The sequence below is a fragment of the Streptomyces sp. NBC_01016 genome (genome assembly GCF_026341035.1).
Lineage (GTDB): Bacteria > Actinomycetota > Actinomycetes > Streptomycetales > Streptomycetaceae > Streptomyces.
The window spans coordinates 2,525,844-2,542,892 of the sequence record NZ_JAPEOQ010000001.1 but is presented as its reverse complement, the minus strand read 5'-3'; the positions used below and the strand labels follow the sequence as shown (position 1 = coordinate 2,542,892).

Sequence of the window (17,049 nt, the reverse complement as noted above, 5' to 3'; positions counted from 1 at the left end):
CGGATTGCCCGCCGATGGAGCGTGGAAGGCTCCATCGGTACGCCCGCACTGCTTCACCGCACGGCCCTCTCCCCCGAATCTCGTTTCCGCACCCCCGATTCCCCGCGGACAGGAGCGGTCATGCCCGCAAAGCGATCTCCTTCGCACGCCTCGCGCACGCCCCGTAAGCCCGCGACACCACGCGCCACGATGGGCCGCATCCCCATCCGCGACGTCCGCCCCGTCGTCGAGGGCGGCCGGCGCCCCGCCAAGGCAGTGGCCGGCGAGACCTTCCTGGTCACGGCCACCGTGTTCCGCGAGGGGCACGACGCCGTCGCCGCGAACGTCGTGCTGCGCGGCCCCGACGGCGAGCCCGGCCCCTGGACGCCGATGCGCGAGCTGGCGCCCGGCACCGACCGCTGGGGCGCCGAGGTCACGCCGGACGCGCCAGGCCGCTGGACCTACCGGGTCGAGGCGTGGGGCGACCCCGTGACGACCTGGCGGCACACGGCGAAGATCAAGATTCCGGCGGGCATCGACTCCGAACTCGTCCTGGAGGACGGTGCGTTGCTGCACGAACGCGCCGCGAAGGGCGCCCCCGCACCTTTTCGCGAAACGATTGCGCGGGCCGCCGCCGCCCTCCGTGACACCACGCGCCAGGCCCCCGCCCGGCTCGCCGCCGCGCTCGCCCCCGACGTCCTGCGGGCCCTCGCCCGCCACCCACTGCGCGAACTGGTCACGCGCAGCGGCAAGTTGCCCCTCCAGGTGGAGCGGGAGCGGGCCCTGTTCGGGTCCTGGTACGAGTTCTTCCCGCGCTCCGAGGGCGCCGTCGTCGAGCCCGGCCGACCACCGGTGAGCGGCACCTTCCGCACGGCCGCCCGTCGCCTTCCGGCCATTGCCGCGATGGGCTTCGACGTCGTGTACCTGCCGCCCGTGCACCCCATCGGCACCACCTTCCGCAAGGGCCCCAACAACTCGCTCTCGCCCGGCCCGTACGACGTGGGCGTGCCCTGGGCGATCGGCTCGCCCGAGGGCGGCCACGACGCGATCCACCCGGACCTCGGCACCTTCGAGGACTTCGACGCGTTCGTGGACCGGGCGCGGGGGCTCGGCATGGAGGTCGCCCTCGACTTCGCGCTGCAGTGCTCGCCCGACCACCCGTGGGTGCAGAAGCACCCCGACTGGTTCCACTACCGCTCCGACGGCACCATCGCGTACGCCGAGAACCCGCCGAAGAAGTACCAGGACATCTTTCCCCTCGCCTTCGACAAGGACATGCCGGGGCTGATCGCCGAGACGACCCGGATCCTGCGCCTGTGGATGGACCACGGCGTCCGCATCTTCCGCGTGGACAACCCGCACACCAAGCCGGTCGTCTTCTGGGAGAAGGTCATCGCGGACATCAACGGCACCGACCCGGACGTGATCTTCCTGGCGGAGGCGTTCACCCGGCCCGCGATGATGCACACCCTCGCCGCGATCGGCTTCCAGCAGTCGTACACGTACTTCACCTGGCGCAATTCGAAGCAGGAACTCACCGAGTACGCCCAGGAATTGAGCGGAGAAGCGGCCTCCTACATGCGGCCGAACTTCTTCGTGAACACCCCCGACATCCTGCACGCGTTCCTGCAGGAAGGCGGCCGCCCCGCCTTCGAGCTCCGCGCCGTCCTCGCCGCGACCCTCTCACCGACGTGGGGCGTCTACAGCGGCTACGAACTCTGCGAGAACACCCCGCTGCGCGCCGGAAGCGAGGAGTATCTCCACTCCGAGAAGTATCAACTCAGGCCCCGTGACTGGGAGTCGGCCGAACGAGAGGGCCGCACGATCGCCCCGCTGATCACCGCGCTCAACGCGATACGCCGCCGCAACCCGGCCCTGCGCACCCTGCGCAACGTGCACTTCCACCACGCCGACCAGGACGCGGTGCTCGTGTACTCCAAAACCGCCGCATCCGCACAGGGCTCGAACACGGTATTGGTGGTCGTGAACCTCGACCCGCACCACACCCAGGAGGCGACGGTGTCGTTGGACATGCCGCACCTGGGGCTCGACCGGCACGCTTCCGTGCCGGTGCGGGACGAACTCACCGGCGACACCTATCACTGGGGCAGAACGAACTATGTGCGCCTAGAGCCGGGCCGCACGCCCGCGCACATCCTCGTCCTCCCGCCACCGGCCACGCCGCGATGAATTCTCAGGATCAGACGGGACATGGGATTCGGAGGGTCACCCACACCATGATGATGAATGAACCCGTCCCGGACACCTTCGAGGACACCCCTGCGAAGGACCGGGACCCTGATTGGTTCAAGCGCGCCGTCTTCTACGAGGTCCTGGTCCGCTCCTTCCAGGACAGCAACGGAGACGGCGTAGGCGACCTCAAGGGCATCACGGCGAAGCTGGACTATCTCCAGTGGCTGGGCGTCGACTGCCTCTGGCTGCCACCGTTCTTCAAGTCGCCGCTCAGGGACGGCGGTTACGACGTCTCGGACTACACGTCGGTGCTCCCCGAGTTCGGCGACCTGGCCGACTTCGTCGAGTTCGTCGACGCGGCCCACCAGCGCGGCATGCGCGTGATCATCGACTTCGTCATGAACCACACCAGCGACCAGCACGAGTGGTTCCAGCAGTCCCGCTCCGACCCCGAGGGGCCGTACGGCGACTACTACGTCTGGGCCGACGACGACAAGCAGTACGAGGACGCCCGCATCATCTTCGTGGACACCGAGGCGTCGAACTGGACCTTCGACCCGGTCCGCAAGCAGTACTACTGGCACCGCTTCTTCTCCCACCAGCCGGACCTCAACTACGAGAACCCGGCCGTCGTGGAGGAGATCCTCGCCGCCCTGCGCTTCTGGCTCGACCTCGGCATCGACGGCTTCCGCCTCGACGCGGTCCCGTATCTGTACGCCGAGGAGGGCACCAACTGCGAGAACCTCCCGCCCACGCACGAGCTGCTCAAGCGGGTCCGCAAGGAGATCGACTCCCAGTACCCGGACGTGGTGCTGCTCGCCGAGGCCAACCAGTGGCCGGAGGACGTCGTCGACTACTTCGGCGCGCCGGAAACCGGCGGCGACGAGTGCCACATGGCGTTCCACTTCCCGGTGATGCCGCGGATCTTCATGGCGGTGCGCCGCGAATCGCGCTACCCGGTCTCCGAGGTCCTCGCCAAGACCCCGCCGATCCCCTCCGGCTGCCAGTGGGGCATCTTCCTGCGCAACCACGACGAGCTGACCCTCGAAATGGTCACGGACGAAGAGCGCGACTACATGTACGCGGAGTACGCCAAGGACCCGCGGATGCGCGCCAACATCGGCATCCGCCGCCGCCTGGCCCCGCTCCTGGACAACGACCGCAACCAGATCGAGCTGTTCACGGCTCTCCTGCTCTCGCTCCCCGGCACGCCGATCCTCTACTACGGCGACGAGATCGGCATGGGCGACAACATCTGGCTCGGCGACCGCGATGCGGTGCGCACGCCGATGCAGTGGACCCCGGACAGGAACGCGGGCTTCTCCTCCAGCGACCCCGGCCGCCTCTTCCTCCCCACGATCATGGACCCGGTCTACGGCTACCAGGTCACGAACGTGGAGGCGTCGATGTCCTCCCCGTCGTCCCTGCTGCACTGGACCCGCCGGATGATCGAGATCCGCAAGCAGAACCCGGCGTTCGGCCTCGGCTCGTACACCGAACTCCCCTCCTCGAACCCGGCGGTGCTCGCCTTCCTGCGCGAGGCCCCCGCGAGCGAGGACGGAGCGGACGACCTGGTCCTGTGCGTGCACAACTTCTCCCGCTTCGCGCAGCCCACCGAGCTGGACCTGCAGTCGTTCAACGGGCGGCATCCGGTGGAGCTGATCGGCGGGGTGCGGTTCCCGGCCATCGGCGAACTGCCGTACTTGCTGACGCTGGCGGGACACGGGTTCTACTGGTTCCGGCTCCGCAAGGACTGACGACGGCACACCTGGGCACTCCACAAATACATCCGGGAAAGGACACGACGCCATGTCGGAAGCCGCAACCCGGCCCGCCGCCCCGACGGCCGGAGAATCCGAACTGCTCATGTCGCTCGATCCGTTGCTGCGCGAATGGCTGCCGCGCCAGCGCTGGTTCGCCGGCAAGGGCCGTCCGGTCACCGGCTTCACCCTGGACTCCGTCACCGAACTGCTGCCGGACGCCGCGCTGTTGCACCTCCTCGTCCGCGCCCACCAGCCACCGGCCGACGAGGAGGGGCCCGGCGACCGCTACCAGCTGCTCATCGGCACCGCAGAGGCCGCCGCCCCGCACCTCGCGCCCGCGGTGATCGGCCACATCACGCACGGACCGCTGGCGGGCCGCACCGCGTACGAGGCGCTCCTGGACCCACGCCACAGCGCCGTCCTCCTGGAGCGGCTCCGAATACCCGGGGCGCTCGGCGCCCTCCGCTTCCACCGCGGGCCGCACGGCGAGGTGCCGCGCGATCTCGCGCCCCGCCCGCTGACCGCGGAGCAGTCCAACTCCTCGGTCGTGTACGGCGACACACTCATAGCCAAGCTGTTCCGCCGGGTCGTTCCCGGCCTCAACCCCGACCTCGAACTGCCGCTGGCACTGGCCCGCGAGGGCTGCGACCGGGTGCCCGCGCCCGTCGCCTGGTTCGAGACGGCCGGAACGCAGCACTCGGAGCCCTCGACCCTCGGCGTCGTCCAGCCCTTCCTCAAGGGCGCGGCCGACGGCTGGGACCTCGCCCTCAAGCACGTCACCAACCAGCAGGACTTCACGGCGCAGGCCCGCGAACTCGGCCGCGCCACCGCCGAGGTGCACACCGCCCTGGCCCGCGCGCTGCCCACGGTCACGTACACGCGCGCCCACATCGACCAGCTCGCCGGGTCGATGACGCGCCGCCTGGAGGCGACGGCCCAGCAGGTCCCGGCCCTGCTCCCCTACGTGGACAGCCTCCGCACCGCGTTCGAAGCACTCGCCCAGCTCGGCGCGGAAGGCCGCACCTGGCAGGCCCAGCGGGTCCACGGCGACCTTCACCTGGGCCAGTGCCTGCGCGAGCCGTCCGGCACCTGGAAACTGATCGACTTCGAGGGCGAACCGTCCCGCCCCCTCGCGGAACGCCGCCTGCCGCACCCCGTCCACCGCGACATCGCCGGCATGCTCCGCTCCTTCGACTACGCCTCCCCTCAAGGCGATTGGTCCCTCTCCTGCCGCGCCTCATACTGCGCCGGCTACGCGGAGGTGGCAGGCACCGACCCCCGCACGGCCCCGGTCCTCCTCCGCGCCTACGAAACCGACAAGGCCATCTACGAGACGTTGTACGAGGCCCGCCACAGGCCGGACTGGCTAGAGGTCCCCCTAACAGCACTAAAACGCCTGGCCTCTTAGGGGCGCGAGGAACTGCGCAATCTTTTTGGGGGGCTAGGGGGCGCAGCCCCCAGGTCTTTTGGGAGGGCCAGGGGCGCAGCCCCCAGGTTTTTGGGGGGGCCAGGGGGCGCAGCCCCCAGGGTTCGGGACGGGAAGGGGAGGAGGGGGCGACCTTCCAAGAACAGCACCACACGAGATCCGACACACATCACCCGGCACACGAGATGGCCACCCAAGGAGGCCCCAACCGTGACCCGCCGCCCAACCCCGACCCCGCCAACACCCTCACCCACACCCCCGTCCCTCGTCCCCGCGGACGACCGCACACGGCTGCTGACCGCAACCCACCACAACCCCCACGGAGTACTCGGCGCACACCCCACCCACACCGGCATCGCCTTCCGCACCTGGCGCCCCTACGCCCAACACGTCACCGTCACCACCCCGGAGGGCCTGCACGCCGAACTCCACGACGACGGCGACGGCTTCTTCACCGCCCTGCTCCAACTCCGCGAGGTCCCACCCGCGTACGAGCTGGAGATCACGTACGGCGACACCACTCAACGGATCGCGGACTCCTACGCCCTGCTCCCCTCCCTCGGCGACCTCGACCTGCACCTGATCAACGAGGGCCGCCACGAGCAACTCTGGAAGGCGCTCGGCGCGCACCCCATGGAGCACCAGGGCATCCAAGGCACCCGCTTCACGGTGTGGGCGCCCAACGCCCGGGGCGTCCGCGTCGTCGGCACCTTCAACTACTGGGACGGCGCGGCCCACAGCATGCGCTCGCTCGGCTCATCGGGCATCTGGGAACTCTTCGTCCCCGACATCGGCGAGGGCGAACTCTACAAATTCGAGATAACCCGCCCCGACGGCAGCAAAACGATGCGCGCCGACCCGCTGGCCACCCGCACCGAGGTGCCCCCGGCCAACTCCTCGATGGTGCACGCCTCCCACCACACGTGGGGCGACGAGGCCTGGCTGGAGCGACGCACCGCGCACCCCGCCCACGAGTCCCCGTTCTCGGTGTACGAGGTGCACCTCGCGTCCTGGCGCCCCGGCCTCACCTACCGGCAACTGGCCGAACAACTCCCGGCCTATGTAACGGACTTGGGCTTCACGCACGTCGAGCTGCTCCCGGTCGCCGAGCACCCCTTCGGCGGCTCCTGGGGCTACCAGGTCACCGGCTTCTACGCGCCGACGGCCCGCCTCGGCAGCCCCGACGACTTCAAGCACCTGATCGACAAGCTCCACCAGGCAGGCATCGGCGTCCTCATGGACTGGGTCCCCGCCCACTTCCCACGCGACGACTGGGCATTGGCGGAATTCGACGGCCGCACGCTCTACGAACACGAGGACCCACTCCGCTCAGCCCACCCCGACTGGGGCACCCTCGAATTCGACTACGGCCGCAAGGAGGTCCGCAACTTCCTTGTGGCGAACGCCCTTTACTGGTGCCAGGAGTTCCACATCGACGGCCTGCGGGTCGACGCGGTCGCCTCGATGCTCTACCTCGACTACTCACGCGAGGAGGGCCAGTGGACGCCGAACCAGTTCGGCGGCCGCGAGAACCTCGACGCCGTCGCCTTCCTCCAGGAGATGAACGCCACCCTGTACCGGGAGGTGCCGGGCGTGGTCACGATCGCCGAGGAGTCGACGGCCTGGGACGGCGTCACCCGCGCCACCCACCACATCGGGCCTGGCGGCTTCGGCGGCCTCGGCTTCGGCCTGAAGTGGAACATGGGCTGGATGCACGACTCGCTCGACTACATGAGCCACGAGCCGGTGCACCGCAAGTTCCACCACAACGAGATGACGTTCTCGATGGTGTACGCGTACAGCGAGAACTACGTGCTGCCCATCTCCCACGACGAGGTCGTGCACGGCAAGAAGTCCCTGGTCTCCAAGATGCCCGGCGACTGGTGGCAGCAACGCGCCAACCAGCGCGCGTACATGGGCTTCATGTGGGCCCACCCGGGCAAGCAACTCCTCTTCATGGGACAGGAGTTCGCGCAGGGCGCCGAATGGTCGGAGGCGCACGGCCCCGACTGGTGGCTGCTCGATCCCGCGTACGGCGCCGAGCCCGACCACCGCGGCGTACGGGACCTCACCCGCGACCTCAACAAGATCTACCGCGAGGCCCCGGCCCTCTGGGAACGGGACACCGACCCGGCCGGCTTCTCCTGGATCACCGGCGACGCGGCCGAGGACAACGTCTTCGCGTTCCTCCGCCACGCAGCCGACGGCACCCCGCTCCTGTCGGTCTCGAACTTCTCCCCGGTGGTCCGCCACGAGTACCGCCTCGCCGTCCCCGACGACGTACCGGCCTGGCACGAAATCCTCAACACGGACAACGCCCGCTACGGCGGCGGCGACATCACAAACCGCGACCCGATCAAACCGGAAGCCGACCAGGGCCCAACCATCCACCTCACACTGCCCCCCTTGGCAACAATCTGGCTCAGCCCCTGATGATCAGGGGCGCGGGGAACTGCGCAATCTTTTAGGGGGGTCCGGGGGCGCAGCCCCCGGTTTCGGGAAGGGGCGGGGTGGGGGAATTCAACCCGCCCCACCCCACCGCACCCCTCTACCGCAACGCCTCCCCCAACGCCCCCGGCAGCGCACCCCCATGCACAACCCCCAGATCCTGCGTGGCCCGCGTAAGCGCCACATACAAATCACTCACCCCGAACTCCCCGGGCTCAACCACGATCACCCGGTCGAACTCGAGCCCCTTGGCCTGCCGCGGATCAAGCAACACAAGATGCCGCGTGAGATCAGGCTCACCCCCGACCTCCACCCCGGGAAGCCGCGCAGCCAACGCCTCACACAGCCTCCGCGGCGCGATCACCGCAAGCCGCCCCTCCTCAGGAACCCGCTCGACCGCCGCCTTGGCCGCCGCCTCCACCACGTCATCCGCCCGCAGCACCCACGGCCGCTCCCCGGTCGACCGCACGGACGACGGCGGCTCGTACCCCGGATACACACCCCGCAGCACCGCCGCCGCAACATCCATGATCTCCGACGGCGTGCGGTAGTTGACGCCGAGCCGGGTGTGCTCGAACCGGTCCTCGACATACGGCTCAAGGATGTCCGCCCACGCGCCGACGCTGCCCTCCTCCGAGGTCTGCGCAGGATCCCCGACGAGCGTCATCGACCGCGTCGGCGACCGCCGCATCAGCAGCCGCCACGCCATGGGCGACAGCTCCTGCGCCTCGTCGACGATGATGTGCCCGAACGCCCAGGTCCGGTCCGCGGCGGCCCGCTCCGCGGCGCTGCGGTGGTCGTCCTCCTCGTACCAGCCGGCGACCCGGTCCGCGTCCACGATGTCGTGCGCGGCGAGCACCTCCGACTCGTCCTCGTCCTCGAACTCGTACGTCTCCGAGCCCTTGGAGAGGTCGAGCACGCCCTGCGCGTACGCGATCCGCTCCTGCTGCGCCGCCTCCGCGGCGGCCCGCTCGGCGCTGTCGTCGTACCCGAGCAGCTCGGCGGCCTCATCGAGCAGCGGCACATCCCCGACCGTCCACTCACCTTCACCCGGCCGGGCACTGCGGATCGCGTCCGCATCCTCCTCCGACACATGGGTGGGCTCGGCCAGATAGTCGGCGAGGAACCCCTGCGGAGTCAGCTGCGGCCACAACTCCTCGATCGCCGCGTGCACTTCGGCACTCGACGCGACGGCCTTGCCCAGCTGGGCGATGTCGTCGGGCCCGAGGAAGTTCGGACCGCCGTACGGGTCCGCGCCGATCCGCTCGGTGAGCTGCTCGGTGAGCGCGTCGATCACCTGGAAGGCGAAGTGCGGACGGGCCAGGTTGTGCGGCAGCTTGGTGTCACGGGCCGCCTGCCGCGCCTCGTAGGCGATCTCCCAGTCAAGAATGAGATCACCGTCGTCGTGCGGAATCACCAGCGGGGCGCCGGGCTCGGGCAGCCGCTGCCGGTCCTCGATGGCCAGCGCGAGGCTCTCGGCCATCGCCGCCGAGCCCTTCACGGTGGCCGCGCGCGGCGTGTCCTTGAGCGTGGCGTGCACGCCGGGGAACAGCTCGCCGACCGTGGAGAGCAGCACCCCGGTCTCGCCGAGGCCCGGCAGCACCTCCCCGATGTACTTCAGGAACGCCGGGTTCGGGCCGACGATCAGCACGGCCCGCTTGGCGAGCAGCTCCCGCTGCTCGTACAGCAGGAACGCGGCGCGGTGCAGCGCCACGGCCGTCTTGCCGGTGCCGGGCCCGCCCTCGACGACGAGCACGCCCGGGTGCGGGTGACGGATGATGCGGTCCTGCTCGGCCTGGATCGTCTGCACGATGTCGCCCATGCGGCCGGTACGCGCCGAGTTCAGGGCGGCGAGCAGCACGGCGTCGCCGGTCGGGTCCTCGTAGCCGGTGCGCTCCGAGTCGTCCAGGTCGAGGATCTCGTCGTGCAGCTCGGTGACCGTGCGCCCGTCGAACGTGAGATGGCGGCGCCGGCGAAGACCCATCGGCGTATGACCGGTGGCGAGATAGAAAGGCCGGGCGACGGGGGCCCGCCAGTCGATCAGCATCGGCGTGCGCTCGGAGTCGTCGGCGCGAATTCCGATACGGCCGATGTGGTGCGCCACACCGAGTTCTTGATCATCGTCGCCCTTGAGGTCAATTCGACCGAAGCAGAGCGAACCCTCGACCGCATTCAACGCGGCAAGCAGCCCCGAACGCTCGACGACCAACAGATCCCGCTCGAGGAGGGCCTGCTGGCCGGTCCCCACCGGGGTGATCGCATCCCGGACGGAGTCCGCGGTGACGCCACGCAGCTCATCGACGCGCCTGTAGAGCGCGTCGATGTATTCCTGCTCTTTCTGCAATTCCAGGCTGTCCCGGCTTGACAAAACAACTCCCTGCCCGGTACCGTGGTTTTTGTTGGCCCCCACTGTGGGGCCTTTTCTGTGGGCACACAGAAACACCGAATATACCCCGGGCGGGGCTGAATTCCAATTACGGGATCGGGACCGGCTGGTGCGGGATCGGTGCTATCGGCTCACGGGCTCCAGCTCGGTCTCCAGCTCCTCCAGCAGCTTCCGCTTCGACCGGGCCCCGACGCGCGACCACACCGGCTCGCCGCCCTTGAAGACCATCAGCGTCGGCATGGACATCACTCCGTATTTCACGGCCGTGTCCGGATTGACGTCGACGTCGATCGCCACGACGTCAAGGCGCTCCCGCTCCTCCTCCGCCACCGCCTTCAGCACCGGCGCCAGCTGCTTGCACGGCCCGCACCACTCGGCCGTGAACTCCACGAGCACCGGCCGGTCGGCCTTGACGACCTGCTCCTCGAAGTCCGCATCGGTCACGTCCCGAAACGCCATCGTGATCACTCCCCTAGTTCACAGCGCGGCGCGGAGTCCTGCTCCGTCGCCAGCGCCTCCATGGCCCGCTCGGCGCGCGCCAACTGCCCGCCGACCTTCTCCCGTACGGCGGTCAACTCACCGATCAGCGCATCGAGTTCGGCCACCTTGCTCCGGTACACGGCCAGCGACGCGGGACACGAATCACCCTCCGGATGACCGGCCCGCAGACACTCCACGAACGGCCGGGTCTCCTCGAGCTCGAACCCGAAGTCCTGCAACGTACGGATCTGCCGCAGGGCCCGCAGGTCGTCCTCGTCGTACGTCCGGTAGCCATTGCCGCCGCGCCGCGCGGGCAGCAGCCCGCGCGACTCGTAGTACCTGAGCGCCCGCGTCGTCGTACCGGCGCGGGCGGCGAGCTCTCCGATGCGCATGTGGAAGACGTTAGACCTTGCCGCTGACGTCAAGGCCAGTCGACGAGTGCGAGGTACAGCACGAACGTCGCCACGACGGCGAACGGCGCCGCCACCGAGAACCCCCGCCTGCGGGCCATGAACCGCTCCTCCCACGGCAGCAGCCAGGCGGTGGCGAGCGTGAGCAGCGCGACGGTCAGCCCCCACCCGAAGACGGTGAACGCCCACTCCGCACCCGCCTCGAACCGCACGGCCGCCGCGTTCACATACGCGAGGAGCGCGACGGGCAGCGTGACCACGCTGGACATCAGCGGGGCGACCCACGTACGGGGACGCGGCGCGGCCGCTGCGACGGAGTCGTCCACGAGTTCGGAGATCATGTCCCCATCCAAGTCGGACAGCCGTTCCCCTACCTGAGTGCGCGTACTCAGCTCACATACTCAGCTCGTGTGCTCGACTCACACGGTCGCCCCGGCCGACTTGATCGGGCACAGAATGTTGGGTCCGCCCATGTGCACCGCGCCTAGCGTTCAAGACGTCAACAGCAGGAACCGGAAGGAGGGGTCGGGTTGCTGGACCGGCTCAATCAGGTCATGGACCACATCGAGCAGCGCCTCGACGAGCCCCTGGACATCGCGGAACTGGCGCGCATCGCCACCACGTCCGAGTACCACCTGCGCCGGATGTTCTCGGCGCTCGCGGGCATGCCGCTGTCGGAGTACGTCCGGCGGCGCCGGCTCACGGTGGCGGGCGCCGAGGTCCTCGCCGACCAGGAGTCGCTCCTGACCATCGCCGTGCGCTACGGATACGGCTCGGGCGAGGCGTTCGCCCGGGCATTCCGCGCCCTGCACGGTGTCGGCCCCGGCGAGGCCCGCCGAACAAAACCGGCACTGGTCTCCCAGCCCCGCCTCTCCTTCCGGCTCACCGTCGAAGGGAACAGCAGCATGCGCTACCGCGTAGTGGACCGCCCCGACTTCAGCGTCGTCGGACCGAAGGCCCGGGTGCCCCTGGTGTACTCGGGCCCGAACCAGGCGATCATCGACTTCGTCCGGTCCGTCCCGCCCGAAACCGTCTCGGCCCTGGAACAGCTCTCGAAGGGCTCCGGCGAGGCCCCCGAGGGCATCGTCGCGGTCTGCGACGACCTGGACCCCGGCCGCGCCGAGGGCAGCGAACTCGACTACTACCACGGGGTCGTGGCCGGCCCGGACGCCCCGGCCCCCGAGGGCTCCACGGCCCTCCCCGTCCCCGCCGGCACCTGGGCGGTCTTCACCACCTCTGGCCCGGCCCCGGAGGCCATCCAGGCACTCTGGGCGACGGTGTACACGGAGTGGTTCCCCGCCAACCCGTACCGCACCCGCCCCGGCCCGGAGATCCTGCGTACGCGCATGTCCCCGGACGGCAAGACGGCGGACGCGGAACTGTGGCTGCCAGTGGAGCGGGAGCCCTCCTGACCTGACGCACCCGTAAATCCCCGGCCGATTGTCAGTGCCTGCCGCTACGTTGCGTCCATGAGCCACGATGCAGGCACACCTCTGTCCGTCGCCCGGTATCTCGACTGCCTGGCCGCCGACTTCGAGCGGCTGAGGGCCGCCGCCACGCCGGCCCCGACGGCACAGGTGCCGAGCTGCCCCGACTGGACCGTCACCGACCTGGTGCACCACGTCGGGCAGGTCTACGCACACAAGACGCAGGCCGTACTGGCGGCCACTCCGGGCACCGAACCGGAGTGGCCGCCGAAGGGCACTGCCGACGAGGAACCGTTCGCCCTCCTGGACCGCGCCTACGCCGAACTGCGGACGGCCCTCGCAGCACACGCGCCGGAGGATCCGTCGGGCACGTGGTACGCCCCGGACCAGACCGTCGGCTTCTGGATCCGCCGCATGGCGCAGGAGACGGTCATCCACCGCATCGACGCCGAACTCGCGGCGGGCGGGCCGATCTCCCCCGTCCCGGACGACCTCGCCGTCGACGGGATCGACGAACTCCTGAAGGTGTTCACGGCCTACGCGGTCACCGAGTGGTCCGACTATTTCCGGGAGCCACTGGCCGCGTCCCCGGGCCGGACGTACGAAGTACGCGCGGAGGCCGAGCACGGCGCGACGTGGCGGATCCGTACGGGACCCGATCCCACCTTCACCGTCGAGGCCGGCACGGCCACAGGCTCCCCGGACGTCATCCTGAGCGGCACGCCTGAGGCACTGCTCCGCGATCTGTGGAACCGCGCGGGCGCTGACGAGATCTCACAGGTGCGGGTCACCGGGGCTCCGGAGGCAGTCGAGGAATTGCGGATCTGCCTCCGAATTTCCACGCAGTAGAAAAGGCCTGAAACGCAGAAAAGCCCCGGACCGTATCCCGGTCCGGGGCTTTTCTTCAAAATTTGTTCGGCGGCGTCCTACTCTCCCACAGGGTCCCCCCTGCAGTACCATCGGCGCTGTGAGGCTTAGCTTCCGGGTTCGGAATGTAACCGGGCGTTTCCCTCACGCTATGACCACCGAAACACTATGAAACTGTCAACCGCACCGTAGTCGTGGCCCGACATACGGGGTTGTTCGTGGTTTCAGAACCAACACAGTGGACGCGAGCAACTGAGGACAAGCCCTCGGCCTATTAGTACCGGTCACCTCCACACCTTGCGGTGCTTCCAGATCCGGCCTATCAACCCAGTCGTCTACTGGGAGCCTTAACCCCTCAAAGGGGGTGGGAATACTCATCTCGAAGCAGGCTTCCCGCTTAGATGCTTTCAGCGGTTATCCTTTCCGAACGTAGCCAACCAGCCATGCCCTTGGCAGGACAACTGGCACACCAGAGGTTCGTCCGTCCCGGTCCTCTCGTACTAGGGACAGCCCTTCTCAATATTCCTACGCGCACAGAGGATAGGGACCGAACTGTCTCACGACGTTCTAAACCCAGCTCGCGTACCGCTTTAATGGGCGAACAGCCCAACCCTTGGGACCGACTCCAGCCCCAGGATGCGACGAGCCGACATCGAGGTGCCAAACCATCCCGTCGATATGGACTCTTGGGGAAGATCAGCCTGTTATCCCCGGGGTACCTTTTATCCGTTGAGCGACGGCGCTTCCACAAGCCACCGCCGGATCACTAGTCCCGACTTTCGTCCCTGCTCGACCCGTCGGTCTCACAGTCAAGCTCCCTTGTGCACTTACACTCAACACCTGATTACCAACCAGGCTGAGGGAACCTTTGGGCGCCTCCGTTACTCTTTGGGAGGCAACCGCCCCAGTTAAACTACCCATCAGACACTGTCCCTGATCCGGATCACGGACCCAGGTTAGACATCCAGCACGACCAGAGTGGTATTTCAACGACGACTCCACAACCACTGGCGTGGCCGCTTCAAAGTCTCCCACCTATCCTACACAAGCCGAACCGAACACCAATATCAAACTATAGTAAAGGTCCCGGGGTCTTTCCGTCCTTCTGCGCGAAACGAGCATCTTTACTCGTAGTGCAATTTCACCGGGCCTATGGTTGAGACAGTCGAGAAGTCGTTACGCCATTCGTGCAGGTCGGAACTTACCCGACAAGGAATTTCGCTACCTTAGGATGGTTATAGTTACCACCGCCGTTTACTGGCGCTTAAGTTCTCAGCTTCGCCACACCGAAATGTGACTAACCGGTCCCCTTAACGTTCCAGCACCGGGCAGGCGTCAGTCCGTATACATCGCCTTACGGCTTCGCACGGACCTGTGTTTTTAGTAAACAGTCGCTTCTCGCTGGTCTCTGCGGCCACCCCCAGCTCATGGAGCAAGTCCAATCACCAGGAATGGCCCCCCTTCTCCCGAAGTTACGGGGGCATTTTGCCGAGTTCCTTAACCATAGTTCACCCGAACGCCTCGGTATTCTCTACCTGACCACCTGAGTCGGTTTAGGGTACGGGCCGCCATGAAACTCGCTAGAGGCTTTTCTCGACAGCATAGGATCATCCACTTCACCACAATCGGCTCGGCATCAGGTCTCACCCTCATGTCTCCCGGATTTACCTAGAAGACGGGCTACACCCTTACCCCGGGACTACCATCGCCCGGGCTGGACTACCTTCCTGCGTCACCCCATCGCTCACCTACTACCAGCTTGGGCCGGCGGCTCCACCACTTTCCATTCCCCGAAGGGTCCGGAACGGCTTCACGGCCTTAGCATCACTGGATTCGATGTCTTTCGCGTCACAGCGGGTACCGGAATATCAACCGGTTATCCATCGACTACGCCTGTCGGCCTCGCCTTAGGTCCCGACTTACCCTGGGCAGATCAGCTTGACCCAGGAACCCTTAGTCAATCGGCGCACACGTTTCTCACGTGTGTATCGCTACTCATGCCTGCATTCTCACTCGTGAACCGTCCACAACTACCTTCCGGTGCTGCTTCACCCGGCACACGACGCTCCCCTACCCATCCATACAGGCGTTGGCCCTGTTGTATGAATGACACGACTTCGGCGGTACGCTTGAGCCCCGCTACATTGTCGGCGCGGAATCACTTGACCAGTGAGCTATTACGCACTCTTTCAAGGGTGGCTGCTTCTAAGCCAACCTCCTGGTTGTCTCTGCGACTCCACATCCTTTCCCACTTAGCGTACGCTTAGGGGCCTTAGTCGATGCTCTGGGCTGTTTCCCTCTCGACCATGGAGCTTATCCCCCACAGTCTCACTGCCGTGCTCTCACTTACCGGCATTCGGAGTTTGGCTAAGGTCAGTAACCCGGTAGGGCCCATCGCCTATCCAGTGCTCTACCTCCGGCAAGAAACACACGACGCTGCACCTAAATGCATTTCGGGGAGAACCAGCTATCACGGAGTTTGATTGGCCTTTCACCCCTAACCACAGGTCATCCCCCAGGTTTTCAACCCTGGTGGGTTCGGTCCTCCACGAAGTCTTACCTCCGCTTCAACCTGCCCATGGCTAGATCACTCCGCTTCGGGTCTTGAGCGCGCTACTAAATCGCCCTATTCGGACTCGCTTTCGCTACGGCTTCCCCACACGGGTTAACCTCGCAACACACCGCAAACTCGCAGGCTCATTCTTCAAAAGGCACGCAGTCACGACGCATTGAGTAAACTCAATGCGCGACGCTCCCACGGCTTGTAGGCACACGGTTTCAGGTACTATTTCACTCCGCTCCCGCGGTACTTTTCACCATTCCCTCACGGTACTATCCGCTATCGGTCACCAGGGAATATTTAGGCTTAACGGGTGGTCCCGCCAGATTCACACAGGATTTCTCGGGCCCCGTGCTACTTGGGTGTCTCTCAAACGAGCCGTTAATGTTTCGACTACGGGGGTCTTACCCTCTACGCCGGACCTTTCGCATGTCCTTCGCCTACATCAACGGTTTCTTACTCGTCTCACGGCCGGCAGACCGTAAAAGAGAGATCCCACAACCCCGCACACGCAACCCCTGCCGGGTCTCACACGTATACGGTTTGGCCTCATCCAGTTTCGCTCGCCACTACTCCCGGAATCACGGTTGTTTTCTCTTCCTGCGGGTACTGAGATGTTTCACTTCCCCGCGTTCCCTCCACACTGCCTATATATTCAGCAGCGGGTGACAGCCCATGACGACTGCCGGGTTTCCCCATTCGGAAACCCCCGGATCAAAGCCTGGTTGACGACTCCCCGGGGACTATCGTGGCCTCCCACGTCCTTCATCGGTTCCTGGTGCCAAGGCATCCACCGTGCGCCCTTAAAAACTTGGCCACAGATGCTCGCGTCCACTGTGCAGTTCTCAAACAACGACCAACCACCCGTCACACACCAAGAACCTTGGTGCTTCACCGGGGCCGGCACTGAAGGCGACCTCACGGCCGTACCTTCAGATACCCAACAGCGTGCCCGACACCCTCGCCACTCGTGATCAGCTTTCCACGCTCCGAAGAGCAGTACTTGCAGCCCGAGATGACTGACGGTGCCGAATAATCAACGTTCCACCCATGAGCAACCACCGTCGAACGTTTGCCGACGTAATGGCCCTGGACCACCAAACAATGTCT

General features: G+C 66.7%; 10 protein-coding genes and 2 rRNA genes. 6 read left to right on the top strand and 6 right to left on the bottom strand.

What is annotated here, in order from left to right; genetic code table 11:
- Positions 1–120: 120 nt before the first annotated feature.
- The 4 genes from OG746_RS11910 (at position 121) to glgB (ending at position 7,794) form a co-directional block, all read left to right on the top strand.
- Complete coding sequence (locus OG746_RS11910; protein ID WP_524540400.1) at positions 121–2,169, top strand: maltotransferase domain-containing protein; 2,049 nt, start codon at positions 121–123, stop codon at positions 2,167–2,169.
- A 47-nt stretch (positions 2,170–2,216) separates the two neighbouring features.
- Positions 2,217–3,929, top strand: a complete 1,713-nt coding sequence (gene treS / locus OG746_RS11905; protein ID WP_266714265.1) for a maltose alpha-D-glucosyltransferase — start codon at positions 2,217–2,219, stop codon at positions 3,927–3,929.
- 52 nt (positions 3,930–3,981) lie between these two features.
- A complete protein-coding gene (locus tag OG746_RS11900; RefSeq protein WP_266714263.1) occupies positions 3,982–5,343 on the top strand; it encodes a maltokinase N-terminal cap-like domain-containing protein in 1,362 nt (453 codons plus the stop codon).
- Between the two features lie 228 nt (positions 5,344–5,571).
- Entirely contained in the window at positions 5,572–7,794 is a 2,223-nt protein-coding gene (gene glgB, locus OG746_RS11895) for a 1,4-alpha-glucan branching enzyme (RefSeq protein ID WP_266714261.1), read from the top strand.
- Between the two features lie 115 nt (positions 7,795–7,909).
- On the opposite strand, the gene OG746_RS11890 is transcribed toward glgB, so the two are convergent.
- From OG746_RS11890 to OG746_RS11875, 4 genes are all read right to left on the bottom strand, one after another.
- Positions 7,910–10,153 (bottom strand): HelD family protein, encoded by a 2,244-nt coding sequence (locus tag OG746_RS11890; protein WP_266718882.1) that lies wholly within the window; start codon positions 10,151–10,153, stop codon positions 7,910–7,912.
- Between the two features lie 165 nt (positions 10,154–10,318).
- On the bottom strand, positions 10,319–10,654 hold the full coding sequence (gene trxA / locus OG746_RS11885; protein WP_266714259.1) for a thioredoxin: 336 nt from the start codon (positions 10,652–10,654) through the stop codon (positions 10,319–10,321).
- Between the two features lie 5 nt (positions 10,655–10,659).
- Entirely contained in the window at positions 10,660–11,067 is a 408-nt protein-coding gene (locus OG746_RS11880; RefSeq protein WP_266714257.1) for a MerR family transcriptional regulator, read from the bottom strand.
- 29 nt (positions 11,068–11,096) lie between these two features.
- Positions 11,097–11,426, bottom strand: coding sequence for a hypothetical protein (locus OG746_RS11875; protein WP_266714255.1), 330 nt, complete (start codon positions 11,424–11,426; stop codon positions 11,097–11,099).
- A 189-nt stretch (positions 11,427–11,615) separates the two neighbouring features.
- On the opposite strand from OG746_RS11875, the gene OG746_RS11870 reads away from it, so the two are divergent.
- Entirely contained in the window at positions 11,616–12,497 is an 882-nt protein-coding gene (locus OG746_RS11870; protein ID WP_266714253.1) for an AraC family transcriptional regulator, read from the top strand.
- A 57-nt stretch (positions 12,498–12,554) separates the two neighbouring features.
- Complete coding sequence (locus tag OG746_RS11865; RefSeq protein ID WP_266714251.1) at positions 12,555–13,361, top strand: maleylpyruvate isomerase family mycothiol-dependent enzyme; 807 nt, start codon at positions 12,555–12,557, stop codon at positions 13,359–13,361.
- Between the two features lie 64 nt (positions 13,362–13,425).
- Here OG746_RS11865 and rrf read toward each other — a convergent pair.
- Both rrf and OG746_RS11855 read right to left on the bottom strand, forming a co-directional pair.
- Positions 13,426–13,542 (bottom strand): 5S ribosomal RNA (rrf, locus tag OG746_RS11860).
- Positions 13,543–13,633: 91 nt separating this feature from the next.
- Positions 13,634–16,756 (bottom strand): 23S ribosomal RNA (locus tag OG746_RS11855).
- Positions 16,757–17,049: the final 293 nt, after the last annotated feature.

What these genes read in the sequence shown, in the direction of transcription:
- OG746_RS11880 (WP_266714257.1), bottom strand. Translation starts at nt 11,067, where the DNA reads ATGCGCATCGGAGAGCTCGCCGCCCGCGCCGGTACGACGACGCGGGCG.
- OG746_RS11875 (WP_266714255.1), bottom strand. Translation starts at nt 11,426, where the DNA reads ATGATCTCCGAACTCGTGGACGACTCCGTCGCAGCGGCCGCGCCGCGT.
- OG746_RS11900 (WP_266714263.1), top strand. Translation starts at nt 3,982, where the DNA reads ATGTCGGAAGCCGCAACCCGGCCCGCCGCCCCGACGGCCGGAGAATCC.
- trxA (WP_266714259.1), bottom strand. Translation starts at nt 10,654, where the DNA reads ATGGCGTTTCGGGACGTGACCGATGCGGACTTCGAGGAGCAGGTCGTC.
- treS (WP_266714265.1), top strand. Translation starts at nt 2,217, where the DNA reads ATGATGATGAATGAACCCGTCCCGGACACCTTCGAGGACACCCCTGCG.
- OG746_RS11865 (WP_266714251.1), top strand. Translation starts at nt 12,555, where the DNA reads ATGAGCCACGATGCAGGCACACCTCTGTCCGTCGCCCGGTATCTCGAC.
- OG746_RS11910 (WP_524540400.1), top strand. Translation starts at nt 121, where the DNA reads ATGCCCGCAAAGCGATCTCCTTCGCACGCCTCGCGCACGCCCCGTAAG.